General features: G+C 63.5%; 26 protein-coding genes and 1 pseudogene. 16 read left to right on the forward strand and 11 right to left on the reverse strand.

Annotated features, from left to right (window positions below; genetic code table 11):
• On the reverse strand, positions 1-265 hold a 265-nt coding region (locus AX724_RS24535), incomplete at its 3' end, for a hypothetical protein (RefSeq protein ID WP_208597920.1).
• Between the two features lie 323 nt (positions 266-588).
• Between AX724_RS24535 and AX724_RS14760 the strand changes: the two genes are divergently transcribed.
• The 9 genes from AX724_RS14760 to AX724_RS14800 all read left to right on the forward strand — a co-directional run bounded on the left by AX724_RS14760 (position 589) and on the right by AX724_RS14800 (position 8,588).
• Positions 589-2,466, forward strand: a complete 1,878-nt coding sequence (locus AX724_RS14760) for a heavy metal translocating P-type ATPase (protein ID WP_060978292.1) — start codon at positions 589-591, stop codon at positions 2,464-2,466.
• A 119-nt stretch (positions 2,467-2,585) separates the two neighbouring features.
• Positions 2,586-3,281, forward strand: coding sequence for a VIT1/CCC1 transporter family protein (locus AX724_RS14765; protein WP_060978293.1), 696 nt, complete (start codon positions 2,586-2,588; stop codon positions 3,279-3,281).
• A gap of 34 nt (positions 3,282-3,315) precedes the next feature.
• Positions 3,316-3,756, forward strand: coding sequence for a YqaA family protein (locus AX724_RS14770; protein ID WP_060978294.1), 441 nt, complete (start codon positions 3,316-3,318; stop codon positions 3,754-3,756).
• 63 nt (positions 3,757-3,819) lie between these two features.
• Positions 3,820-5,136: a histidinol dehydrogenase gene (gene hisD / locus AX724_RS14775; RefSeq protein ID WP_060978295.1), complete on the forward strand. Its 1,317-nt coding sequence runs from the start codon at positions 3,820-3,822 to the stop codon at positions 5,134-5,136.
• 150 nt (positions 5,137-5,286) lie between these two features.
• A complete protein-coding gene (locus AX724_RS14780) occupies positions 5,287-5,811 on the forward strand; it encodes a DUF2271 domain-containing protein (RefSeq protein ID WP_060978296.1) in 525 nt (174 codons plus the stop codon).
• Positions 5,812-5,820: 9 nt separating this feature from the next.
• Positions 5,821-6,747, forward strand: a complete 927-nt coding sequence (locus AX724_RS14785) for a DUF4198 domain-containing protein (RefSeq protein WP_223811304.1) — start codon at positions 5,821-5,823, stop codon at positions 6,745-6,747.
• A gap of 267 nt (positions 6,748-7,014) precedes the next feature.
• Positions 7,015-7,305, forward strand: coding sequence for a hypothetical protein (locus AX724_RS23410; RefSeq protein WP_060978297.1), 291 nt, complete (start codon positions 7,015-7,017; stop codon positions 7,303-7,305).
• Positions 7,306-7,432: 127 nt separating this feature from the next.
• Complete coding sequence (locus AX724_RS14795; RefSeq protein ID WP_060978298.1) at positions 7,433-8,308, forward strand: nickel/cobalt efflux transporter; 876 nt, start codon at positions 7,433-7,435, stop codon at positions 8,306-8,308.
• Between the two features lie 13 nt (positions 8,309-8,321).
• Positions 8,322-8,588, forward strand: a complete 267-nt coding sequence (locus tag AX724_RS14800; protein WP_060978299.1) for a metal-sensing transcriptional repressor — start codon at positions 8,322-8,324, stop codon at positions 8,586-8,588.
• A gap of 12 nt (positions 8,589-8,600) precedes the next feature.
• Here the strand turns inward: AX724_RS14800 and AX724_RS14805 are convergent, their stop codons facing one another.
• The 4 genes from AX724_RS14805 to AX724_RS14820 are packed head-to-tail and all read right to left on the reverse strand — an operon-like array spanning position 8,601 to position 12,774.
• Complete coding sequence (locus AX724_RS14805; protein WP_060978300.1) at positions 8,601-9,581, reverse strand: YncE family protein; 981 nt, start codon at positions 9,579-9,581, stop codon at positions 8,601-8,603.
• 9 nt (positions 9,582-9,590) lie between these two features.
• Complete coding sequence (locus AX724_RS14810; RefSeq protein WP_208597921.1) at positions 9,591-10,514, reverse strand: DUF1259 domain-containing protein; 924 nt, start codon at positions 10,512-10,514, stop codon at positions 9,591-9,593.
• Positions 10,511-11,923, reverse strand: a complete 1,413-nt coding sequence (chrA, locus tag AX724_RS14815; RefSeq protein WP_060978301.1) for a chromate efflux transporter — start codon at positions 11,921-11,923, stop codon at positions 10,511-10,513. Before chrA ends, AX724_RS14810 begins: the two co-directional genes overlap by 4 nt.
• Positions 11,920-12,774, reverse strand: a complete 855-nt coding sequence (locus AX724_RS14820) for a chromate resistance protein ChrB domain-containing protein (protein WP_060978302.1) — start codon at positions 12,772-12,774, stop codon at positions 11,920-11,922. The genes chrA and AX724_RS14820 overlap by 4 nt, the downstream gene beginning before the upstream one ends.
• 433 nt (positions 12,775-13,207) lie before the next feature.
• Here AX724_RS14820 and AX724_RS14825 point away from each other — a divergent pair, with 433 nt between their 5' ends.
• A complete protein-coding gene (locus AX724_RS14825; RefSeq protein WP_066767787.1) occupies positions 13,208-13,525 on the forward strand; it encodes a DUF6481 family protein in 318 nt (105 codons plus the stop codon).
• Positions 13,526-13,702: 177 nt separating this feature from the next.
• Positions 13,703-14,266 carry a spermidine synthase gene (locus tag AX724_RS14830; protein WP_331711449.1) on the forward strand — a complete coding sequence of 188 codons (564 nt, stop codon included), beginning with the start codon at positions 13,703-13,705 and terminating at the stop codon, positions 14,264-14,266.
• 25 nt (positions 14,267-14,291) lie between these two features.
• Here AX724_RS14830 and AX724_RS14835 read toward each other — a convergent pair whose 3' ends face one another.
• On the reverse strand, positions 14,292-14,759 hold the full coding sequence (locus AX724_RS14835) for a DoxX family protein (protein WP_066767789.1): 468 nt from the start codon (positions 14,757-14,759) through the stop codon (positions 14,292-14,294).
• 49 nt (positions 14,760-14,808) lie between these two features.
• On the reverse strand, positions 14,809-15,084 hold the full coding sequence (locus tag AX724_RS14840; RefSeq protein ID WP_066767794.1) for a BufA1 family periplasmic bufferin-type metallophore: 276 nt from the start codon (positions 15,082-15,084) through the stop codon (positions 14,809-14,811).
• A 206-nt stretch (positions 15,085-15,290) separates the two neighbouring features.
• On the opposite strand from AX724_RS14840, the gene AX724_RS14845 reads away from it, so the two are divergent.
• The 5 genes from AX724_RS14845 (at position 15,291) to AX724_RS14865 (ending at position 18,521) form a co-directional block, all read left to right on the forward strand.
• Positions 15,291-15,830, forward strand: a complete 540-nt coding sequence (locus AX724_RS14845) for a sigma-70 family RNA polymerase sigma factor (RefSeq protein ID WP_066767796.1) — start codon at positions 15,291-15,293, stop codon at positions 15,828-15,830.
• The gene (locus tag AX724_RS14850) at positions 15,827-16,468 is read left to right on the forward strand and encodes a DUF1109 domain-containing protein (RefSeq protein ID WP_066767798.1); all 642 of its coding nucleotides are present in this window, start codon (positions 15,827-15,829) and stop codon (positions 16,466-16,468) included. Before AX724_RS14845 ends, AX724_RS14850 begins: the two co-directional genes overlap by 4 nt.
• 115 nt (positions 16,469-16,583) lie before the next feature.
• Complete coding sequence (gene bufA2 / locus AX724_RS14855) at positions 16,584-16,853, forward strand: BufA2 family periplasmic bufferin-type metallophore (RefSeq protein WP_066767803.1); 270 nt, start codon at positions 16,584-16,586, stop codon at positions 16,851-16,853.
• Positions 16,854-16,917: 64 nt separating this feature from the next.
• Complete coding sequence (gene bufB / locus AX724_RS14860; RefSeq protein ID WP_066767805.1) at positions 16,918-17,748, forward strand: MNIO family bufferin maturase; 831 nt, start codon at positions 16,918-16,920, stop codon at positions 17,746-17,748.
• On the forward strand, positions 17,745-18,521 hold the full coding sequence (locus tag AX724_RS14865) for an HvfC/BufC N-terminal domain-containing protein (RefSeq protein ID WP_066767806.1): 777 nt from the start codon (positions 17,745-17,747) through the stop codon (positions 18,519-18,521). The genes bufB and AX724_RS14865 overlap by 4 nt, the downstream gene beginning before the upstream one ends.
• A 50-nt stretch (positions 18,522-18,571) precedes the next feature.
• Here AX724_RS14865 and AX724_RS14870 read toward each other — a convergent pair.
• The 4 genes and pseudogenes from AX724_RS14870 to AX724_RS14885 form a co-directional block, all read right to left on the reverse strand.
• A pseudogene (locus tag AX724_RS14870) lies at positions 18,572-20,964 on the reverse strand (membrane-bound PQQ-dependent dehydrogenase, glucose/quinate/shikimate family).
• Positions 20,965-21,100: 136 nt separating this feature from the next.
• Complete coding sequence (locus AX724_RS14875) at positions 21,101-22,438, reverse strand: chloride channel protein (protein ID WP_066767809.1); 1,338 nt, start codon at positions 22,436-22,438, stop codon at positions 21,101-21,103.
• Between the two features lie 3 nt (positions 22,439-22,441).
• Complete coding sequence (locus AX724_RS14880; protein ID WP_066767811.1) at positions 22,442-22,672, reverse strand: hypothetical protein; 231 nt, start codon at positions 22,670-22,672, stop codon at positions 22,442-22,444.
• Positions 22,669-24,228, reverse strand: a complete 1,560-nt coding sequence (locus tag AX724_RS14885; RefSeq protein WP_066767812.1) for a DUF389 domain-containing protein — start codon at positions 24,226-24,228, stop codon at positions 22,669-22,671. Before AX724_RS14885 ends, AX724_RS14880 begins: the two co-directional genes overlap by 4 nt.
• Positions 24,229-24,250 lie beyond the last annotated feature (22 nt).

A 24,250-nucleotide genomic window follows, 5' to 3' on the forward strand; every position in this document is an offset into this window, starting at 1 on the left:
CACCAGCAGCACCTAAATCTCCACCGAAAATTACACCACGAGCGCGGACGCTAACAGAATAACCGGTTCGCTGACGTCGGATACAAAGGTCGATTATTCGTTCCGCATGAAGACAGGCAATGCGCCTTTCCGAACCGTCGATGCCCGCATTGTAACGGTAGATGAGCAGCGGTGCTTTGCCCTGCGCTTCGGTCTGGGAAAGCTTTTCGCACTGGAGGAAAGCTACCTGCTCTCTGCAATCCCCCCAGGCGCGCGCGTGGTCCACAGTTTCCGCTGCACGGGGCTTTTATCCTTGCTGCCGCTCAAAGGTGCGAAGCGACTTTTCGGTTCGTTGCTCAGGGCCGAGGACCGCTTGCTCGCGCGGCATCTTGCGCTCCGCAGGCCGTCAACTGCACCCAGGCGTCGCGCCAGGAAGGGCTTTCGCTCCGGTGCTTAAAATCGAGATTGGTTCGGGCCTGCCCCTTGAGGTCTGAACCACGCCGCGGGCGCTCGCCCCCGCGCTCGCGGCGAAATGTCCCCTCAGGGTGCGGGAAACGGGAGCCTCTATCGGGCGAACGGAAAAATGAAGCGACAGGAGGCAGCGTTACGATGAGTGAGGCAGTTGAACCCCGGGAAGACGGTGCGACCTGGCGCGACCTGATGACACGGGAACGCTGGATCGAAATTGGCCGGATACTGCTTACCGGCACGGTGGCGCTGCTGTATTGGCAACAGCTTGTGCCGATCCAGGTGCTTTGGGCTGCGGTCGTCATCGGCCTCTATCCGCTGGTCAGGACAGGGCTCGCCGACCTCATAACTGAACGTAAGATCGGCACCGAGATCTTCGTGACGATCGCGACCATTGTCGCGATATTCGGCGGCGAAACTGTGGCCGGCGCCGTCCTAATGGTCATCATTCTCATTGCGGAGTTCATTGCCGACCTCAATACCGATCGCGCTCGCGCCTCGATCAAGGCGCTGATCGGGTCCGTGCCCCAAACCGCGATCGTGCGGGATAACGGGTCGGAGCGCACGGTGCCGATCGCGGCGCTCAAGGCGGGCAACATCGTCCTCGCGCGAACCGGCGAGAAAATCCCGGTCGATGGCGTGGTCGTCGGCGGGCGAGCCTCGGTCAACCAGGCACCGATCACCGGTGAAAGCGTCCCCCAGGACAAGACGGAGGGTGCAGAGGTGTTCGCCGGCACCATCGTTGAAGCCGGCGCGCTCGACATCCGAACCGAAAAGGTCGGCGGCGATACGATCTTCTCCCGCATCATCGCGCTGGTCGAAAATGCCGAAGCCGAGGCTGCCCCCGTGCAGAAGCTGGCCGACAAGGTCGCGGGATGGCTGATCCCGGTCGTGTTCGTCTTCCTGATCGTCGTTTTTCTGGTGACGCGCGACGTCTCCAAGATCGTGACCTTGTTGATCTTCACCTCGCCGGCAGAGCTTGGCCTGGCGACGCCGATCGTCATGATCGCCGCGATTGCCAGGGCTGCTCGCAGCGGCATTCTCATCAAGGGCGGGCTCTATCTTGAGCAACTCGCCAAGGCAGACGCGATCGCCTTTGACAAGACCGGCACGCTGACCGCCAACAAGCCGTTAGTGGTCGACGTCAAGGTGACCAATCCAGATTTTTCGGAAACGACACTGCTGCGGATCGCGGCCGCCGCCGATCGCCGCTCAGCCCACCCTTTGGCCAAGGCGGTGGTCGAGGCGGCCGCCGAGGACGGAATCACAGTGCCGGAACCGGAAAACTACGAGCAGGTTCAGGGTCGAGGCGTTAGGGCGACCGTGGAAGGCAGAACCGTTCTCGTAGGTAATCCGGCTTTACTTCGCGAGAACGGCGTGTCCATCGCCTATGCTGTCGAAGATCGGGATCGCACGCCCGTCCACGTCGCGGTTGACGGCCGGTTTTGCGGGATCATCTTCATCGCCGATACGCTGCGCCCAGGGGCGCGAGAAGCCATCGCCGCTTTGAAGGAAAATGGCGTCAGACATATCGTCATGCTGACCGGCGACAATCAGACGACTGCTAACGCGATTGCGAGAGACTTGGGTGTCGATGAGGTCAAGGCCGACCTGATGCCCGAAGACAAAGTCGCCATGATCGCCGACTTGCAGAAGCGCGGCTATAAGGTTGCGATGGTGGGTGACGGCGTCAACGACGCGCCGGCACTCGCGCGTGCCGACATTGGCATCGCCATGGGCGGCGGCGGCACGCAGGCGGCGTTGGAAGCCGCTGACATCGCACTGATGACCGACGACCTCGGCAAGATTGTTGGCGCGCGCACTATCGCGCGTCGCGCCTATCGGACCGTCCAGGAAAATCTCTGGGTCGGTGTCGGAGTGGTCCATGTGCTTGGCATCACCGCCGCGCTCATGGGCTGGATTGGACCAATCCAGGCGGCGTTCATCCATCTGGGACCAGACGTTCTCGTGTTCCTTAATTCGGTCAAGCTTCTGCGCGTCAGGATTGCGGAAGCATGATGGAGGGGTCTCGGCGTTGGCCACCGAGTGCTGAGTCCTTCGGGCATAAGTGCGGAAACAGTCCGCGCCATGGGCGTCTCACTGGATGCCCATCGCGAACGAGGCAGGGAGACTGAGGCATGCGACATCCGAGCGAACGGCATCTGGTGCAGCGGGTCGGCTGGCTGCGAGCGGCAGTGCTCGGCGCTAATGACGGCATCATTTCAACCTCCAGCCTGGTGGTCGGCATCGCTTCGGCCCAGACGAGTTCGTCGACGGTAATGCTGACCGGCGTCGCAGCGCTTATCGCCGGCGCAATCTCGATGGCGGCGGGTGAGTATGTCTCGGTGAGCAGTCAGGCCGATGTCGAAGGCTCCGACCGGCTGCGCGAAACGCGCGAACATGCATCAGACCCCGAGGAGGAACGCCGCGAACTGGCCGCTGTCTATGAAGCGCGCGGGCTTGCACCCGACCTCGCCGTCCAGGTCGCCGAGCAGTTGATGCGCAGCGATCCGGTCGGCGCGCACATGCGTGACGAGCTTGGCATCACGTCCGAATTGGCGGCACGGCCGATCCAGGCGGCACTGGCGTCGGCGGCAACCTTCTGCGCAGGTGCGATCATACCGGTGTTAATGGTCGGCGTGGTCCCGCGCGCCTCGCTGGTCATCGCAATCACGATCGCGACGCTCGTCCTCCTCGCCATTCTCGGCGCGATCGGCGCAAGGGCAGGCGGCGCGTCGATGTGGCGTGGCGCGGTGCGGGTGACCTTCTGGGGCGCGATCGCGCTGGCAGCCACGGCGGGCATCGGCCACCTGTTCGGCACGACTGTGCAGTGAAGGATGCGAACCGCTATGCCTTCTGTCGATCGCGATGATCGCTATAGCGGCGCCCTATGCCGGGTTGTTCGTGACAGCGTTCGTCGCCGCGACCCTGCTGCCTGCACAGTCCGAAATCCTGCTCTCGGCGATGGCGATCAGTGGGCGATACGATCTGCTCCTGCTGCTGTTAAGTGCGACGGCAGGAAACACGCTCGGTTCGCTTTTCAATTGGCTGCTCGGACGCGGTTTCGAACGGCTGCGCGACCGGCGCTGGTTTCCGTTCAAGGCCGCCACGGTCGAGAAGGCCGTTTGCTGGTATGCCCGGTGGGGCAAATGGTCTCTCCTGCTTTCCTGGGCGCCGATTGTAGGAGATCCGCTAACCTTTGCGGCCGGATTGCTACGCACGCCTTTACGGGTCTTCCTGCCGCTGGTGTTGCTGGCCAAAGGCGGGCGCTATGCCGTGCTGCTGATCGCGGTCGAGGCTGTGCGGTAATCTGCGAAAGCTGCTGCGTGTCGCCTCACCAAATTCAGCGCCCAACAAGTGGAAGTGTGAAGCATGGTTCGAAGATTTTTTGCGGACGCCCCTGATTTCAAATTGGATTTTGACGCACTGGTGGAAGCGCGGCGCGAAGCCGACGAGGATGTCTCGGTGGTCGTGCGCGAGGTGATCGCGGCTGTTCGCCGGGACGGCGACGATGCGTTGCGCGCCTATACTTGGAAGTGGGATCGGCACGACCTCGACCAGACCGGATGGACGATCGGCCGCGACGTTTGCGAGAGGGTGTTCCGCGACCTCGACCCTGACTTGCGTATGGCCCTGGAACTTGCCGCGCGGCGGATTGCCACCTACCATGAAAGGCAGTTGCCCACGGACAGCGACTATGTGGACGGTGCTGGCGTCCGGCTCGGCGCGCGATGGCGGGCAGTGGAAAGCGCCGGTATCTATGTGCCGGGGGGCCGAGCCACTTATCCCTCATCGGTGCTGATGAACGCGATTCCTGCCGCCGTTGCGGGCGTAAGTCGCGTGGTGATGGCGACCCCGATGCCCGATGGCATCGCCAACCCGCTGGTGCTGGCGGCGGCCTACCTCGCCGGCATTGACGAGGTGCGTCCGATTGGCGGTGCACAAGCGGTCGCCGCGCTGGCTTACGGCACTGGGTCGATCCCACGCGTCGATGTCATCACCGGTCCGGGCAATGCCTGGGTCGCCGAAGCCAAGCGGCAGGTTTACGGTGTCGTGGGAATCGACATGGTCGCGGGTCCATCCGAGATTGTCGTCCTGGCGGATGGAGCGAACGATGCGGATTGCATCGCCGCCGACCTTCTCAGTCAGGCCGAACATGATCCGACGAGCCAGTCGATCCTCATCACCAACGATCGGGCCTTCGCCGACCACGTCGCTGCGGCGGTCGAAGTGCAACTCGGCACCCTCGCCACTTCGGCGGTGGCGCGTTCCTCGTGGGAAGCGCATGGCGCGATCATTGTCGTCCCTGCTCTCGACGATGCCATACCACTCATCGATGCGCTTGCGCCCGAACATCTCCAGATCGCCACCCCTCGACCTCGCCATCTTTTTGACCGTGTCGCACATGCTGGCTCGGTCTTTCTCGGCCAGCATACGCCGGAAGCTATCGGCGACTATATCGCTGGCCCCAATCACGTCCTGCCAACAGGGCGCCGGGCGCGGTTCGCCTCAGGACTATCGGTGCTTGATTTCATGAAGCGCACCAGCGTTATCGAGCTGGACGAACGGGCTTTACGAGAACTCGGTCGTGCAGCCGTGACCCTTGCCGAGGCTGAAGGACTGCCCGCCCATGCTGCATCTGTGGGTCGCCGTCTTGAATGGAATAGCCGTTCTTACAATCGGAGTTAAGGTGCACGAACATGCGCTCTTCCCATTTGACGATGCAATATTGATGAACGCAAGTCCCTTTTGTTGCGAATGCGAATTGTTTGCGCTACGTGGGTGATGTTGAATTGGACCTTGGGCTTCTTAGAAGCAATCGAAATCAGGGATATATGCATGCGTTTTCGCTTGACGGGATTGACTGCGGCGGCTCTCGGCTCAAGCGGCTTTGGGGTAACGCCAGCTGGCGCGCAGACGATTGACCTTTCGTTCACGCTGCCGCGATTGTCGGTTGCCGAATATCATCGCCCCTATGTGGCGGTCTGGCTGGAGAAGGCGGGCAGCGCTCCCCGGACCCTCAGCATTCTCTATGATGTCGACAAGCGCAACAATGCGGGCGCCAAATGGCTGCGCGACGTGCGTCTTTGGTGGCGTGCTGCCGGACGAATGCTCAGTGTTCCTGCCGACGGCGTGAGCGGCGCAACCCGTCCGGCCGGATCGCATACGCTCAGCTTCACCGCCGGTCGGGGAGGTATGCCCGCGCTGACACCGGGGAACTATGTCCTCGTCGTCGAAGCAGCACGCGAGGCCGGTGGACGCGAAGCGGTGCGTCTGCCCTTCACCTGGTCGGGAACCCAGGCAACTGCATCGACGAGCGGCAAGTTCGAGCTTGGCCGCGTCTCACTGAACGCCCGGCGTTAAGGGGGAGCTATGCCTGTGAAGATGATCCGCACGTCGATCCTGTCGGCCCTCGCCATGGGAGCCGCGCTTGCGCCGATCGCTGTCGAGGCAGCGCCCCGGTCGTGGATGCTTCCTTCCGAGACCATGTTCGTCGGTAGCGGCGACGAATGGCTGACGGTCGATGCGGCCCTATCGACGGACCTCTATTATTTCGATCACGCCGTGCAGAATTGGGAACCGTTCGCGCTCGCGCCGGATGGCAGCAAGGTAGCGGTCGAGAACAGCGCGAAGGGCCGCCTGCGTCAGACTTTCGATGTCCATGTCGTGCAGCCCGGCACCTACAAGATCGCAATCGTTTCTGAATCGGTGAGCGGCAGCTACCTGCTGAACGGAGAACGGAAGATGCTTCCGCGCGGGACCACGCCTGCAACGCTCGCTCAAGCTGTGCCCGCCGGGGCGACCGATGTATGGAGCGCGGTCAATACGAGCCGCATCGAGACCTTTGCGACCGCTGGAGAGCCGACCACCGCGGTTTTCAAGCCGACCGGCAAGGGACTTGAGATGGTTCCGGTTACGCACCCTACCGAACTGGCGAGCGGCGAGGCTGCCACTTTCCAGTTCCTGCTTGATGGCAAGCCGGCGGCCGACCTTTCCGTGAGCGCGGTAAACGGTGGCGTTCGCTATCGCGATGGCATTCAGCAGCTTGATCTCACGACCGATGCCGAGGGCAAGGTCACGATCACTTGGCCGGACGCCGGTATGTGGTGGGTAAACGTCGCCAGCGGCGGTGGACGGAGCGCGGCCGGCCCCGGTGGTTCTGCGCCCCAAGCCAGTGCCAAGGCTGAACAGCCACTGGCTGCTGGTAATCTGCCCGGAGGCGAAGGAGCACCGCGCCCGATTGCGCCACCGCGGCCACGATCGTCTTATTCCATGACTGTCGAAGTTCTTCCGTCATAGACTCGACTGCGGCGGCGGCCCATCCGAATTGATTCGAATGTGCAAGCATTAGGGCGGTGTTACAGCGTAAATGTAGTGTTCATCATCGCGGGTCACCACATACCGTTGGTTTCCGCCGAAAATGACCTATAAACCGCCTTTGCTACGCCAGCGTAGTGACAACGGCGATCGATGACGGTCATGGAGTTCAAATCGATTGCGGAGATTCTGGCTACGTATCCGCGACCAGCATTCCGAAGGGACGGTGCAGTCTGACCGGCTTGATATTTGCTGGATCACAATGCCGATGCCCATCCGGGCACCGGCATTGCGTTTGCCTACGAGGTCGCCAACTTGGCCTTTGGCATGGGACCGATCTTCAGGCGGGCTGTCCAAGCCGTAATCGCCGGCAGCACCAGCCTGGCCTTCGGCCGCCGGCAGCATGACCGGGATGACGCCAAGCGTTTCAAGATCGTCGCGCTGGGCATCCGGCAAGCGGACCACCACCGCGAACCGCCGATCGCCCTCGAACAGGGCGATCGAGGGTTTCAAGGCAATCTCGCGCTACTTGTAGATTGAGCCAGCGGGCGCCGATGCTCATCAGGCGATGAGGAGTAATCTCCAGAACACAATAAGGTTCGTTTATCGATAAATATCCTATCCAGGGGGATGGGATGATGCGAAAGCTCATGCTAAACGCCACGCCATGACCTCTCTTGCAGACCTGCTTCAACAAAGCGCCGCCCATGCGTGGCTGTTTGTGCCTACCGCCATCTTGCTCGGCGCGCTGCACGGGCTCGAACCGGGCCATTCGAAGACGATGATGGCGGCCTTCATCATCGCGGTCAGGGGAACAGTGCGCCAGGCCGTGCTGCTGGGTTTGGCGGCGACGCTCTCCCATACGGTCGTGGTCTGGGTCGTGGCGCTCGGCGGCATGTGGCTGTTCGGCGGCCTCAACGCGGAAGCGACCGAACCCTATTTCCAGCTCGCATCCGGCGTGCTGATCGTCGTGATCGCCGCCTGGATGCTATGGCGCACCCGCCGCGAGCAGATTGCAGCCGAACACTATCACCACGATCATGGGCACCATCACGGCCACTCCCACGGCCACGGGCATAATCATCACGGCGATCACGACCACCATGAACATGAAGAATTCGAGGAAGCCGAGGAACGCGGCCTGGAGGTTGCGACCGGCGGCTTTGTCGATGCGCACGAAATGGCCCATGCAGAGGACATCCGGCGCCGCTTCGCGAACAGCAATGTCACCACCGGCCAGATCATCCTGTTCGGCCTGACCGGCGGTCTGATCCCATGCCCGGGCGCGATCACCGTGCTGCTGCTCTGCCTCCAGCTCCAGCGGCTCGCGCTGGGCGCCGTGCTGGTGTTGTGCTTTAGCATCGGGCTTGCCATCACCATGGTCGCGTCGGGCGTCATCGCCGCGATCAGCGTCAAGCAGGTGACGAAGCGCTGGAGCGGTTTTGGCGAGATCGTCCGCAAGGCGCCCTATGTTTCGGGTGGGGTCATCCTGATCGTCGGCCTCTATGTCGCCGTTCACGGATGGATCGCGCTACCGCATTGAGCAGGACATTTGCATGAGCCATGCCGCCAATCCCGATCTTCTCAACCGCCTGAAGCGCGCGCAGGGCCATCTCGCCAAGATCGTCGAAATGGTTGCCGAAGGCCGGGACGGCCTCCAGATCGCGCAGCAGATGCAGGCGGTGGTCGCTGCGCTCGACAAGACCAAGACACTGCTGGTCAGCGATCATATCGAACATCATCTGGAGGAACTGGTCGGGCCGTTGCCCAAGGCGACGCGCGACGAACTGGCTAAGCTGGGTGAACTGGCCAAATATCTCTGACGCCGCCGTGCTTCAGCGCTGGGGCTGCGCGAGATTCAGTTTGAGCGCCCAGATCGCGGCGGGATGACCATGGGCCGGAACCGCCACGAACAATCGGTCCAGCTCCGGCACATAGAGCCCGGTGCGTGCGCCGCCAGCAGTTTGCGCCCACGCGCTCTGTCCATCGGCGCCGATCACATCGACATGGCCGGCGCCGCAGACCAGCAGGATATGATCGCGCACCAGGAATAGATCGTCGGCATCACCGCAAGCTGATCCGAGGGAGAGCGTTTGGCCGCTCGCTGTATCGATCGTCGCCAGCGCCGCCGGGAGCCGATAGGCGATCACGATCCGGTTGCCTGACGGCTCGACCGCCATCGGGAAGTTAAGCCGGTGCAGTCCGGTCGGCCAGCGTGCCAGTTGTTTTCCCTGGTCGATGTCGGCCGCGATCACCGAGCCGTCATCGGGGATATTGATATAGGCGCGCGATCCGGACAGCCGAAACCCCTCCGGATGGCCGGGCAGCGCCAATCGGGCGAGAACCGTGTGACGGACGGGATCGATCGTGGCGAGGCCGCCCTTGCCATAGCCGACGATGACATGGCCGTTGCGCGGATCGACCCGCACATTGTCGGCATCGTCCTCAAGCGCGATCCGCGCCCGCTCGTGAAGCTCTGTGTCATAGAAGCGGACCGAGCCGTCACCGCAGGCGACCACCAATTCGTGGGTCGCCGGAAGCCAGGCGACGCCCTGCGGTTCGCCAAGGCCGGCGATGCGGCCGATGACCTTGCCGGCCTCAAGATCGACCTCATCGACCGTGCCGTTGGCGATCTCGGCAACGAACAGCCGATGGTCCGCCAGATCGACCGCCAGATGGTCGATGCGCCCCCTGGTGTCGGGGAGCGAGATCGTTCGCTCCAGCACGAGAGGGGAGTGCGGATCGGTCGGTTGTGCCTGGCTGCACCCCGGCAGCGCCAGCAGCAGTGCCGCTGCACATCCCCTCCAGGGTTTCATCGCTGCGCCCTAGTTCGCCGCGACCGCGACATGGCTGAGCGCGGCGGTCAACCCGCGCGCGAGCTTCTGCGCGTCGTCATTGGCCCAGAAGTGCATGAAGAACAGGCGCGGCTCGTCGTCGAGCATGTGGTTGTGGAGCGCCGTCACCTCGATCCCGTTCTGCCGCAACTCGCGCAGCACCGGATTGACCTCCGACGCTGTCAGCACGAAGTCGCCGGTGATCGCCGCCTTGCCGCCGCCGGTTGGCTGGAAGTTGATGGCGATGGCCGCGCCCATCGCGGGCGGTAACGCCATCCCACCATCGCGCGGTGCCTCGGCACGGGGAATGCCGAATGCATAGACGCCGCCGCCGATCTTGCCCTTGTGGCCCATGATGCGGTCGAGCGCGGCGGTGTCGAGGTCGATCGTCTCCGGCGCGGCGGGGCTTGCCGCCGGAGGCGCGGACAAGGGCGTGCCGCTCAGCGCCAGCGCATCGTGCAGCACCTTGGCGAGTTGCGCCGGATCGCCATGCCCGGCGATGTGCATATACATGGTGTGGGGTGTGTTCCGCAGCAGATGGTTGTGGAGCGCGGTGATCTCGATTCCGCCGGCGACAAGCTTGGCCATCACCGGATTCACTTCGGTATCGGTGAGCACCAGATCGCCCATGACCATCGCCTGACCCCCGCCATGCGGTACGAACGCCAGCCAGGAGCCGAGCGCCAGCGCCGGTTTCAAGGTCACGCCGTCGAGCACCACATGCAGGTCGCTGCGCGGCAGGCCGATGCGATAGACACCGCCCGGCATCTCGGCGCCCGGTTTGCCGATGGCGGTGGCGACCGCCTGTTCCCAGGGTTCAGCCGCCAATGCGGGCGAACTCAGAGCGAGAAGCCCCAACAGGCCGAACGTGGTGATACGCTTCATCATGATCTCCTTGAGCAGCAGCGGGATCATTGGACCACGCCTGACAGATAGAGGGCCGCACCGATCGCGGAACTTGCCGCGAGGACCGGGATCATCCCGACCTTGAACCGGAACACGGCTATCGCGGCGCCGGCGGCCAGCAGCGCCGCCGGGAGGTAAAGCGAGGTCAGAACCGGGAAGTCGAAGGCGAACCGCGCGACCCGGACCACCCGCACGTCCTGGAACAAGGTGTGGATCGCAAACCAGACGGCAAGGTTGAGGATCACGCCCACGACGGCCGCCGTGATCGCGCTGAGTGCGGCCGAGAGCGTCCGGTTGCCGCGCAACTGCTCGACGAACGGCGCACCCGCGAAGATCCACAGGAAGCAGGGCATGAACGTCACCCATGTCGTCAGGATCGCGCCCAGCGTGGCCGCGACCAATTGCGGCAATGCGCCCGCATCGCGAAACGCCGCGAGGAAGCCGACGAACTGCGTGACCATGATCAGCGGCCCCGGCGTCGTCTCGGCCAGGCCAAGGCCGTCGAGCATCTCGCCGGGCCTGAGCCAATGATAGGTGCCTACCGCTTCCTGCGCGACATAAGCCAGCACGGCATAAGCGCCGCCGAATGTAACCATCGCCATCTGGCTGAAGAAGGTTGCGATGCGCGTGAACACGTCATCGGGGCCGAGAAGCACCAGCAGCGCGATGACCGGCGCGAGCCAAAGGAACAGGAATGTCCCGGAAATCTTGAGCGACCAGCCAAGGTTGGGCTTGGCATGATCCGGCAGGCTTTCGCCGAGCGCGGTATCGCGGTCATGGACGACATTCCCGCCCGCGCTCCCATGTCCGCCGCCGCCCTTGAAGGCCGACAAGCCCAGCCGTCCGCCGACATAGCCGCCGATGCCCGCCGCTAGGACGATCAGCGGAAAAGGCGCATTGAGGAAAAAGATCGCGACAAAGGCGGCCGCCGCGATCCCGCGCATGACGTTGTTCTTGAGAGCACGCGATCCGACCCGCACCACCGCCTGGATCACCACCGCGAGGACCGCCGCCTTCAAGCCGAAGAACAACCCGGTGATCAGCGGCACATGGCCGAGCAGCACATAGAGATAACTGAGGCCCAGGATTGCGAGGAAGCCGGGCAGCACGAACAGTCCGCCTGCGACCAGACCGCCCTTGGTCTTGTGAAGCAGCCAGCCGATATAGGCGGCAAGCTGCTGCGCTTCGGGGCCGGGCAGCAACATGCAATAGTTGAGCGCGTGCAGAAAGCGCTCCTCACCGATCCAGTGCTTCTCCTCGACGAGGATGCGGTGCATTACCGCGATCTGGCCAGCGGGGCCGCCGAAGCTCAGCGATGCGATCCGCGCCCAGACGCGCACGGCTTCACCAAATGTGATGCCGTGATCCGGCGTGCCTGCTTCGCTGCCTACGGGCAGTTCCGTCACCGCGCCGCTCATGGCCGCACCTGCGCTTTGGCGCGGGCTTTCGCGGGCTGGTGCGAGACCCAATTATGGGTTTCGTCGGTCGCGTCGCGGCACCAGCGATAGAAGGCGTCGTAGAGGAGCATCCCGGCCTCGAGCTGTTCCTGATCGTCGGCATACATGCGCGACAGGCCGAGCGAGGCGGCAAGCAACCCGTCCGCTTCGGGCACGAGGTCGGGGCGGCCGGTATCGGCACCGCGCACGATCGGCGCGAGGCGTTTGAGTGACTCATGACCGCTGAGGCCGAATGCCTCGACCATGACGTCGAAGGTGCATAGCTCACCCCGATGGCTCCAAGTGACGCCTTCGCCTTCGATGTCGAAGGGAGCGGCGCCAAAGCGCTCGGCGACGCCCTGAACCTCGGAGGGCGCCACGAACAGGAAGATCGCGCTCGGATCGATGAAGCGGCGGATCAGCCACGGGCAGGCGATCCGGTCCACCTTGGGGCGACCGCGCGTCACCCAGACGGTCCGTCCCTCGGCATCGCGGGGCGGCAGCACGGTGTTCGGCACCATTGGAAGACCAGAGTTCGCCCATCCGGCCACACCGCCCTCCAGCGCCTCCGCTGACACGCCGTCGTGGCGCAGCCGGGCGGCGACGCCTTGGCTCAGCGATCCACCGTCCCGACAAGCAACAACGACCGACTGGCCGTGGAATGCTCGTGCCCAGGCGCTGACATCGCTGGCGGACCTTCGCAACGATCCAGGGATCAGCAGCGGTTCGGCCGAGAATTCCTCCTCGGGTCGAACGTCGATCAAAACAGGCCCGGTCGGAATACCGACCAAGCGAACGAGTTTATCCGGTGAGATCGTGTTGAGAACAGACATGATGCGTCCTTGTTGAAAGTAGGACGCGATTCTTGAGCCTGTCGCCTCGTGGGGAGACCGCGATCCCCATATTCAAATCATGGCAAATGCCGCATGGACGGTCAATCCTTTCGATGTGATGGTTTGCCGCAGGGTGATCGTTCCTCGACGGATGAGTAAAACGGTTCCTTTAGGTCATAGCGCTGGGGGCAATCCGGGGACGAAGGAAGGCGATCATTTGCGTTAAATGGCGGCTCTAGGGTAGTAGAAGCGGCGATTCATATTCATCGCTTTCGTCCGCCTTGGGGCACCATCCCTTTCACAAGCAAAGCGCGGAAAACCTTGGTGAAACTGCCTTTGGGCTAATACCGGGGCGGGTGCCTTGTTCAAGCGCTTCTGGGCTGATCCCATGGGTGCCGGTGGGTCGGGTGGGATGTGAACACAGAAGGACGACATGCGCGGATACAAAGAGCCTGGTTTCCAGGATAGGACTGCGGCGGCGAAGGACGCCAGGAACAAGGCGCTGGAGCAGTTGCGTGCCAAGGCTCCGCTGAGCGAAGCGGAACAGGCGGAGCGGCTGGCCAGGAGCCTTGCCAAGGAAGCGGCTGCGCAGGAAAAGCGTGAGGCGGTGCTGCGCGAGCGGGAAGCGGCAAAGGCCGCCCGCCGCGAGAAGGCGGAGCAGGCTGCTGCAAAGAAACCGGCCGCGCTGACGGAAGCGGAACGTAAGGCCGCTCGTGACGCGCGCTATGCCGCTCGCAAGGCACGTAAATAGGGACCGTTCGCGGCCCAAAGTGAAGGATCGTTTCTGGACCAGATTGTCAGCAGCATCACCCGATCCTCACCCGATCTTGTACAACTTATCGATATTGCAGAGATACCCGGCGGCGGGCAGTTACGGCTGCTCAAGTCCGACGACGATTATTCCATCCGGTTCGGTCAGGACGAGTTGATGGGAAGCTGCGACCATGTGTCCGAAGAAGCGCTGGCGACGATGACGTGCCAGCGGTTGGGCAGTCGTGATGGCGACGTCCTGATCGGCGGGCTGGGCATGGGTTTCACGCTTGGCGCTGCCTTGGCGGCGTGGTCGGAGCGATCGTCGATCACCGTCGCTGAACTGGTGCCCAAAGTCGTAACCTGGGCAAGAGGCCCGTTGGCGCACATCTTCCGCGATCATTTGTCGGATCCGCGCCTGACGATCGATGTCAGCGACGTGCATGATGTCATGGCCGCTTCCACCAATCGGTTCGATGCGATCCTGCTCGATGTGGACAACGGCCCCGACGGCATGATCCAGCTTGAAAATGAGCGGCTCTACTCCAACTGGGGCCTGCGCTCCGCCCATGCCGCGCTCAAATGCGGAGGAATTCTGGCCATCTGGTCGGCTTATCCCGCTGCAGACTTCGGCATCAGGCTTGAGGATGTCGGGTTCGATGTCGACGAGCTGGGCGTGCCCGCTTTCGCAGGCAGCAAGGACCAGTTTCACCACATCTGGTTTGCCCGCCGAGTGGATTGAAGAAATGAGGGTCAAGGAAGCGGCGTCATCGACCGCTTTGCGGGATCTGACGCGCAAATGCGTCCTTCCGCAACAAGGCGTCCACTGACCAGATGCCACCACCGCGTGCAATGAGGGGCAGCAGGATAGCGGCCCAACTGAGATGCGTGGGCCATGCGTCGGGGTAGACGAAAATCTCTATGACCAGGGTCATCAGGAGAAGGGCCATCGCGGACAAGCGCGTGCCCAGCCCCAGCACCAGCAGGATGGGGAACACATGCTCCGCCGCCGTTCCCATCACTGCCGCAACGTCCGACGGCAGCAGCGGCAGGGCATATTCGGTGCGGAACAGCTCATAGGTGCTGTCGGTGATGGTGAAGACGCCCTCCACCTTGGTGCGCCCGGACAGGAAGAATATGGACGCGATGGCAAGGCGGCCGATGAGCAGCAGAAGGGCATCGGGCAACAGCGCCGCAATCCGTCGAACGACAAGGTCATAAATGGAAATGGGCATGGCTCGTCTCCAACATGGCCGGGGCGGTCGATCGCCCCGGCTGCTTATGTCAGGCTTTGGGGGATAGCGATCCGTTGCCCTTGGGCGTCTTGATCGAAGTGCAGGTTCCGGCCTTCACCAGCTTCCAGGCGTTGCCCTGATAGTTGACCTTGGACGTGCCCGCGCAGCTCGTACCAGGACCGGCCGCGCAGTCGTTCTTGCCGGCGAGCGACACGCCGTAGCATTTTTCCATCTTTGGTTTTTCCTGGGCATTGGCGGGCATGGCGAGCGCGGTTGCCGAAGCGACGGCGATGCTCGCGGCGATCGCGGCATATGTGGTACGCATGATGATGTCCTCTGTGATCCGAAGCCTCTTCGCGCGGCTCGGGCTGACCGAGCCGCGCGGTGACCGGGGAGGAGGCGGGGAAGCCCGTGTCACGTCGGCAAGTTCGTGGAAGGCCTGCCTTCGGTTACATCCGATTTGCGCGAAAATTTTTCTCCGATGCTGTAACCTGTCCGCGCCTTGGCCCGAAAATGGAGCGAGGAGACCGAATGCAGGCGACAGAGGAGCATTTGCGCGCATTGATGATCGATGGGCTGAACGGCGATGCCGGCGCTCATGAGGCATTGCTGCGCCTGCTGGTTCCGCTGCTACGGGGCTTCTATCGGCGTCGGCTTCGCGGCGCTGACGACGATGTCGAGGATTTGGTGCAGGATACCCTAATTGCCGTTCACACGCGTCGCGCCACCTATGATCCGGGGCGTGTATTCACGGCCTGGCTGTACGCGGTCGCGCGCTACAAGATGATCGATCACTTCCGCCGCATCGGCCGGTTGCGGCCGATCGAGGATAGCGACGAATGGCTTACCGCCGTGGATTTCGAGGCGAGCAGCATCGCCAGGCTCGATGTGCACGATTTGCTTCAGGCATTGCCGGACAAGCAGGCGCGGATGATCCGCGCCACCCGGATCGAGGGGCTGAGCGTCGCTGAGGCAGCGAGCGCGGAAGGGGTTGGAGAATCGGACGTCAAGGTTTCGGTACATCGCGGCCTGAAGGCGCTGATGGCGCGGGTGCAGGGGGCGATGCGATGAACACCGACGATCTGGTCCGGCACCTCGCCACCGACACGCGCCCGGTTGCCCGCAACAGCGTCGCGCGAAGACTCGTTATCGGCATGGCCATAGGCGGCGTCGGATCGGCAATATTGATCCAGATCGCACTCGGCTTTCGACCGGATCTCGCCGCGGCGATGCGGGGAGCTTCCTTCTGGATGAAGTGGGGCTATACATTTTCCCTGGCCATCGTCGCGTTGATGACGACCGCGCAACTCGCGCGGCCCGACGCAGGCCCATTACGCGGCCTTTGGCTGATCTTGATCCCGGTCGTGCTGCTCGCCGGCGTCGGCATGCTGGAACTGGTGCGTACGCCCTCTTCACAATGGTTGTCGATGTGGCTCGGCCACAGCTGGAAAAGCTGCCCCTGGCTGGTCCTGTCGCTCTCCGCGCCGATCTTTGCCGGATTGCTCTGGTCGTTCCGCCGGCTTGCGCCCACGCGGCTGCGGGCGGCCGGCGCAGCGGCGGGTCTTTCCGCGGGGGCTTTCGCGGCGACCGTCTATTGCCTGCACTGTCCCGAGGTGTCGGCCATTTTCGTTCTGACCTGGTATTCGCTGGGCATAGTGCTGGCGACCTTGCTGGGCATGCTCGTCGGACCAAGGCTGTTGCGCTGGTAACGGTGCGCCGCGCGCCGCGTCGGTAAAATTTTCTCCCGCTGCTGTAACCGACCGCCCGTCCGGATCGAAAGACAGGGGCCATTCTGGCTCAATCAGTATTCCCGGAGAATCCATCATGCTCACGCTCAATTCAGGCATCGGTATCGCCGCGTCCGCCGCTTCCATTGCCATTGTTGCCGCCGCCGCTGCCCCTGCTGTCGCAAAGGACAGTGCCGATACCAAGGTCGTGCATTGCTACGGCGTCAACAGCTGCAAGGGCACGTCCGACTGCAAGACGCCCACCAACGAATGCAAAGGCCAGAATGTCTGCAAGGGGCACGGCTTCAAGGCAATGACCGTCAAGGCGTGCAAGGCCGCCGGCGGCAGCCTGACCGAACCCAAGTAAATTTATCCCAAAGCCCGGCGCTCATGGCGGCGCCGGGCTGCCCTTCGCAGCAGGGAGTGTTCTGATGATCCCGTCCTTTGCCGGCTTTGGCCTTGGTCTGCGCGCCCCGCACTATGCCGATTTTCTCGATCGGCAGGTGGCGGTCGATTTTCTGGAGGTGATCTCCGAAAACTTCATGGTGGATGGCGGCCGGCCCCGGCGGATATTGCGCAACATCCGCGCGCAATATCCGGTTGCCCTGCACGGGGTGTCGATGTCGATCGGTTCTGCCGATGGCGTCGACCGCTTGTACCTCGACCGGCTGCGCGCGCTTGTTGACGATATCGAACCGCTGTTCGTGTCCGATCATCTGAGTTGGTCGCGGATCGAGGGGTTTAATTCGCACGATCTTCTGCCCTTGCCCTACACATGGGAGGCGCTCGATATTGTCTGCGCCAATATCGGGCGGGCGCAGGATGCACTGGGGCGCGCGATGTTGATCGAAAATCCCTCCTCTTATCTCGACTTCGTGTCGGCCGACATGACCGAGTGGGAATTTTTGAATCTGGTGTGTGCACGGACGGGCTGCGGCCTCTTGCTCGACGTGAACAACGTCTTTGTCAGCGCCAGCAATCACGGTTTCGATCCCATCGCCTATCTGGACGGCGTTCCGCACCGCCACGTGCGTCAAATCCACCTGGCGGGCCACAGCCAGGGCGAACATCTGCTGATCGACACGCATGATCGGCCGGTGCCCCCATCGGTGTGGGAGCTTTACGCCTATATTCTTCCCCGCCTCGGCCCGGTGGCGACGATGATCGAGCGCGACGACGACATACCGCCCCTCGGCGACTTGCTCACGGAACTCGACACCGCGCGGCAGATCGCCGCGGACAGGATGGAGGCGGCGGCATGAGCCTGCTGGCACTTCAGCGCGACATCCGCGCCTGGCTCGTGCATGCCGACGCGGCCGCCGCCGCGCGCATTCATCCGTCGATCGGACCCGGCCTCGCCGTCTACCAGAATAATTACCGTTCTCAGCTCGTCACCTGTCTGGAAAGCAGCTTCGCGCGCACGCGCGCCTGGATCGGCGAGGAACGGTTCCTTCAGGCGGCCGTGCATCATATCGACGATGTGCCCCCCAGCAGCTGGACGCTCGACGCCTATGCGCATGATTTTCCAGCGACATTGGCGCAGCTTTATCCCGACGATCCCGAAATCGCGGAAATCGCTCGCCTGGAGCTTGGGTTGGAAGAACTGTTCGTCTCGGCGGACTACTTGGCGATCGGGCTCGGCCAATTAAGCGAGATTGACTGGGACCGGGCGGTGCTGACGTTTCAGGGGTCGATCGACCTTATCGACCTGAAGACCAACGCCTTCACCATCTGGTCCTCATTGGCGGCCCAGGAGGAACCGCCCGCGTCCCGTTATCTGGATACGCCCGAAACTGCTTTGCTATGGCGCGAGGGCGAGCAATGTCGCATCAGGATCATCGATGCCGCCGAATTACAGACGCTACTGGATCTCCGCAGCGGCATGTCTTTCAGAGAGGCTTGTGAGAACGCCACCCTGAGTTTCGGTGAAGATCGCGGCGTAGCGCTTGTCGGTCAGTGGCTGGGAGCGTGGCTTTCCGCCGGAATTATTACCGCGATAGACGACCAGGAAGTCCATGGTTTGCCTCGTCCGTGATTGCCGATGTTAATCCCTGAAGCATTGGTCACACCTTGGGTTCGAGGCGATCATCCTTTTCCCGGCAGGGAATAGGCTATCACTTCATCACCCACCGGCGTTTCCATGAAGTGATGACCACCCGCATAGATCACCACATATTGCCTGCCGCCCATTGCGTAGGTCATCGGGGTTGCTTGACCACCCGCAGGCAGGACGTCCTTCCAGACCGTCCTGCCCGTACGCATGTCGATCGCCCGGATAGGTTGTCTGTCGCGGCGGCAATGAAGATCAGCCCGCTGGCGGTCACCACGGAACCGCCATTATTGGGCGTTCCGATGTCGAGCGGCAACATGGACGGTATGCCGAATGGGCCATTTGTCCGCGCCTCGCCCAGCGGGCGGTCCCATATGGTTTTGCCTGTCGCCATATCGATGGCGCGGATGCCGCCATAGGGCGGTTGCTTGCACAACATGCCGGTAAAGGGCAGTCGCCAGCCGGCGTTGACGTTGATCGCGTACGGGGTATGTGCCTGTGGATCGCCTGCGCCTTCCGCGCCGCCGATATTGCCGCGGGCCTGATCACGCGGTGCCCAACCCCGCCGGTTCGCTTCCGCGCGCGGCACCAGCCGGTTGTAATTGGGCATGTCGTTGTAATTGGCGACGATCACCCCGCGCCGTGGATCGACAGCGATGCCGCCCCAGTCGGTGCCGCCATTGTACCCCGGATATTCGATCGAATGGCGCTCGGCCTCCGGGGGCGTGTAGAAGCCCCGGTAAGCAGCTTTGCGGAATTGGATGCGGCAGATCATCTGGTCGATCGGAGACATGCCCCACATGTCTTTCTCGGTAAGGTCCGGCTTGCGCAGCGTATGCCACAGCGACACGCGCTGGGTGGGCGCGCGCTGCTGCGGTTCCACGCCGCCGCCTGGAGCGTGGATTTCCCCGACCGGGGTCAGCGGCTGGCCGGTGCGGCGGTCCAGTACGTAGATGTCGCCCTGTTTTGAGGGCAGCACGAGCGCGGGCGTCCCCCGATAGTCCACCAGCGTCGCCTGGGCGCCGAAATCATAATCCCACACGTCGTTGCGCACAGCCTGGAAATGCCAGCGCGGCTTGCCGGTCGTCACATCCAGCGCGACCAGAGAGGTGGCAAACGCCTTTTCCTGCGGACGGCGGAGGCTGGAGTAATAGTCGGCGGCCGCATTCCCCATCGGCAGATAGACAAGACCCAATGCCTCGTCCCCGCTCGCTATCGTCCACATGTTAGGCGTGCCGCGCGCCCAGGTCTGGCCCTTGGGTGGATAGCCGTTCCAGTCCGGGTGCATCATGTCCCAGGCCCAGCGCAGACGCCCTGTCACGGCATCGAACCCGCGAATGACGCCCGACGGCGCCCAGCGATCCTGCCCGTCAAGCACCTGATGTCCGGTAACTATCACGCCCCGAACGATGGTGGGGGGTGAGTTGATCGAGACATATCCGGGCGGAGTTGACCCCATGCCGATCTTGGTATCTGTCTCCCCGTTGCGGCCGAAGCCCGCGCAGCGCCGACCGGTGCGTGCGTCGATGGCAAACAGCCTGGCGTCGAGGGTGCCAAAGATGATGCGGCTGGCGCAGGCCGTCGCTGCATCGGCGCCCGGCACGGCAAAATAGCTCACCCCCCGGCAGGCGGCAGTATAGGGGATCGCTTCATCGGACACCTTGGGGTCGAAGCGCCAGCGCTGTCTGCCGGTCGCCGGATCGAGCGCCAGCACGATGTTCTTTGGGGTGCAGACATAGAGTGTATCGCCGACCTTGAGCGGCGTGTTTTCTGCGCCATAGGTGCCCTTGGCGGCTTTGGACGGCAGGTCGCCTGTATGGATCAACCATGCCCGCTGCAACGATCCGACGTTGGCCGGCGTGATCTGGGCCAGCGGGGAAAAACGCCGCGCACTGTAGCTTCCGCCATAGGCCGGCCAATCATCGCCTGCCTGCATCGCAGCTGTATCGGCCCCCGAAAATGCAAGGGCCGGGAGCGTGCCCTGAGGTCGGGTCGCATCGATATGACCAATCCCCACTGCTGCTACAGCCGCAGCAGCGATCGAAAGAAGGCTGGCTCCGATCCCGAGCCGCCAGCGCAGACGCGCGCGCGACAAGGTGGGCATTACCAGCAACACCGCGATCAGCAATATGAGTGGCGCAACGATGCGCGGCACCAGCGCCCATCCATTTGCGCCGGCTTCCGCGAAAGCCCATAGGAGCGTGGCAGCGAAAATGGCGCAGTAGAGCCACCCGCCCAAGATATTGCGGCGGATCAACAAGATGCCGGCCGCGACCATCGCCAGGCCAGTCAGCACATAATAAAGGGAACCACCAAGAATCGCGAGCCAGCAGCCGCCGATCGTCAGCACCGCGCCGATGAGCGCTACGACTGCTCCCAGAATGACGGGAGCAATTGGACGGAGGGCGCGCGCGGGCTGGGTCTCCATGGGGGACACTCTTCAAACATGGAAAACATGTTAACGGTATGTTGCTGATTGCGTTCCCTGCTTTGCGGAATGTCGGCAGATTCCGGGCGTACCGCATTGGTCGGCTGCGGCCGGGTCGATGCGGTCTCTGGTAGGTTCACCGCGAACCTTGCTCCGCACCCGATCGGCCGACATCATCTCCGTCCGCTGTATCGAACCGCTTCGACAATGCGTGGTACAGCCGGTCCTTGCAGACGAGCTGAGCCACGAAATCGGCGATCAGTGCCGAGCTGAGCAACGGCAGCAACAGCCCGCGACTGGCCGTCGTTTCGGAAATAATGATCACGGCGGTGAGCGGCGCGCGGACGACGCCGGTGAAATAGGCGATCATGCCGAGGAGAACGATCGCGCCGGGCGGATAGGTTGGGAAGATGCTTCGCAGCAAGTCGCCGACCCCGGCGCCGACTGAAAGCGACGGCGCGAAGATTCCGCCGGGAAGTCCCGAAACCGCAGTGGCGAGCGTCGCCATGAATTTTGCGCCGCCAAACCATAGCGGCACGTCGGACCCGGCGATCACGGCGTTGGCCGTCTGATAGCCGGTGCCCCACGTCAATCCGGTCGCGACGCCCAGAACCGCCACCACCAGTCCGCAGCAACCTGCCAGCAGGATCGGTCGCGCGCGCAGCCACGCCATCGGATGCCAGTCCGTGCGGCCCGCCGCCAGCATCGCGCGGGAGAACAAGCCGCCGGCGAGGCCGCCCAGGATACCTGCGACCGGCGTTGCGATCATCGCCTCCCGAACGCCCAGGGTCTGGCGCATCACGCCGAAATAAACATAGTCCCCGGCAAGTCCCAGACTGACCATGCCGGCGATCAGCACCGCCGCCATGACAAGGAGTGTCATGCGCTGCTCATAGGCGGCGGCCAGTTCCTCTATCGCGAAAGCGACCCCGGCGAGCGGCGTGTTGAATGCAGCCGCAACACCCGCGGCGCCACCGGCGATATAGACCGATGCGCGCAAGGGGATCGCCATCAGCCGGTGGGCATAGCCCATGATGGCGGCTGCCACTTGCACGGTCGGCCCCTCGCGTCCCACCGATGCTCCCAGGAACAGCGCGCCGATGGTGAGGAAGAGTTTGACCGTCACGGTGCGCGCGGAGACCAATAGACGCAGCCCCTGTTCGGGGTCGCGCGATGCCGCCATGACCTGCGGGATGCCGGACCCCGATGCCGCCGGGGCATAACGACGGGTCAGCCAGACCAGTGCCGCGAAGCCGAGAGGGGTCGCGATCAGCGGTGCCCACCACCACCGCCGCGCATAATATAGGAACAATTCGCCTGCCTCATCAGCCAGACGCGCGAACAGCAATGCGACAAGACCCACTGTAATCGCGCCGCCCAGGATCGCGATCCGCCGTCGCCAGACGAGCGCTTCGGGTCCGTGCCGGCGCATCAGTGCGCGGAAGCGGCGGAACGTCAGGCGATGGATGTGCATGGCTCAGCCCTCCGCCGGCGCGCCAACGAGGATCGCCGCCACCGCCAGCACGGCGGGGTCAGCGAAGCCGAGAAAAGCCTTGGCCGGGGTGACGAGGCCGACCGCCATACAGCTGAACAGGGCGATCAGCGTGACAAGATCGTGCCGCACCTTTCCGCTGATGAACAGCAGCAGCAGCGCGCCGCCCAGGATGATGGCGCTCCAGCCGGCATCGCTTATCACGCGCCCGATCATGGTGAGCCGATCGTCGCTGCGGTGAGCCGGAAACGCTGACCTCCTCCGTTTGCCGGCGACGTGGCCACGCCTTGCTCGCGCAGCAGGGTCGCGATCGCAAGGGCGCGGCGCTGTGCCAGGGTTGGCCGCTCGGGAGGCGTCTCGGGCAGTCCAGGCACGTTCATCGCGCGGACGTTCCACCGCCTTGCGGCCCAGGCGGAGGTCAGCACCGCTTCACGCCCCTGGTTGTCGAGAGTATCGCTGTTGTCCGCGAAGGCGATGTCGGGAAGCGGCCCCTGCGGTGGGACGATGGCAATGCTCCAATCCTGTATTTCCCTGCGCGCGCGGTCTTCAAGGACGCGATATGTGGAGAGCGAAGCACCTGGCAGCGGCGCGGCGGTAACGCTGGCGCGGCGATGGTCGCGATCGACCGTCACAGCTTCGGGATCCACGCCGGCGGCAAGCCCCAGCATCTGCGACAGTCCGGCAATCCGGGCGGTCTCTGCAGCGGCGGCGTCGCCAGCCTGCCGCAATTCCTCGCGCTGCGCGTCGAGCGGCCCGGCACCCGGTTCGAGCAGTACCTGATCGAGTTGCAGGCGGACTGTCCGGCCAAGTCGCTGCTGCAGTTCCGCCTGCAATGCGGCCGTGCGCTGCATTTTCGTACGCGGCGTGATCACCACCGAGCGCACCGCGATCGGCTTTGCGTCGAAGTTGACGTCGAGCTGCGTGACGCGCGCATCCGAACCGAACCGGTCATTGAGGAACGAGCGCACCTGCGTGACGGTCACGGCTTCGGTCGCAATCTGTTTGAGCGACAGGCCGAGTGGGATCGCCATGGCGACGAAGACGAGGATCAGGATTATGGTCTGCGTCCAGCTCTGCTGGCTGGAGAGGGAGTGCCCGAAGCCATAGAAACGCGCCATCACCGTGGCCGACAGTGCAATGGTGACGAAGTTGGTGACAAAGAGCGCCAGCGCGCCGCCGAGTACCGGCAGATTGCCGGTCGCGATGCCATAGCCGACGACAGCGAGCGGCGGCATCAGCGCGGTAGCGATCGCCACGCCCACTACCGTGTCGCCACGCCCGCGAATGATCGCGAACGTGCCCGCCAGGGCGGCAAACAGGGCGACCGCCAGATCGAAGAGATTGGGCCGCGTCCGCGCGATGATCTCCGCTGTCGGCGCTTGCAGCGGGGAGAGCAGCACGATGGTGGCCGTGAACGCGACCGCGCAGGCCGACCCTGCCGCAAGCGCGATCAGCGCGCGTCGCATTTCGGCGAAGTCGAACAGGGCAAGGCTGAAGCCCAGGCCCAGGATCGGGCTCATCAGGGGCGAAATGAGCATCGCGCCGATCACCACGGCCGGAGACGAGAGCAGCAGGCCGAGCACCGCGATGCCCGCCGACATCATCGTCATGAAGAGGTAACGGGGCGACCACCCGCTTTCGGAGACGATCCGCTCGATGATCGCCTGGTGATCGACATTCCCGACCACGGCGCGACGCCACCAGCGATAGAGCGCGACATGTTCGAGCTGTGCCTCGGCTCTTTGCGAGAATGTCTCTCCCGGTTGCGTCATCTTGTCGAATGATCCCTCTACG

The sequence above is a fragment of the Sphingobium sp. CCH11-B1 genome, from assembly GCF_001556865.1.
Lineage (GTDB): Bacteria > Pseudomonadota > Alphaproteobacteria > Sphingomonadales > Sphingomonadaceae > Sphingobium.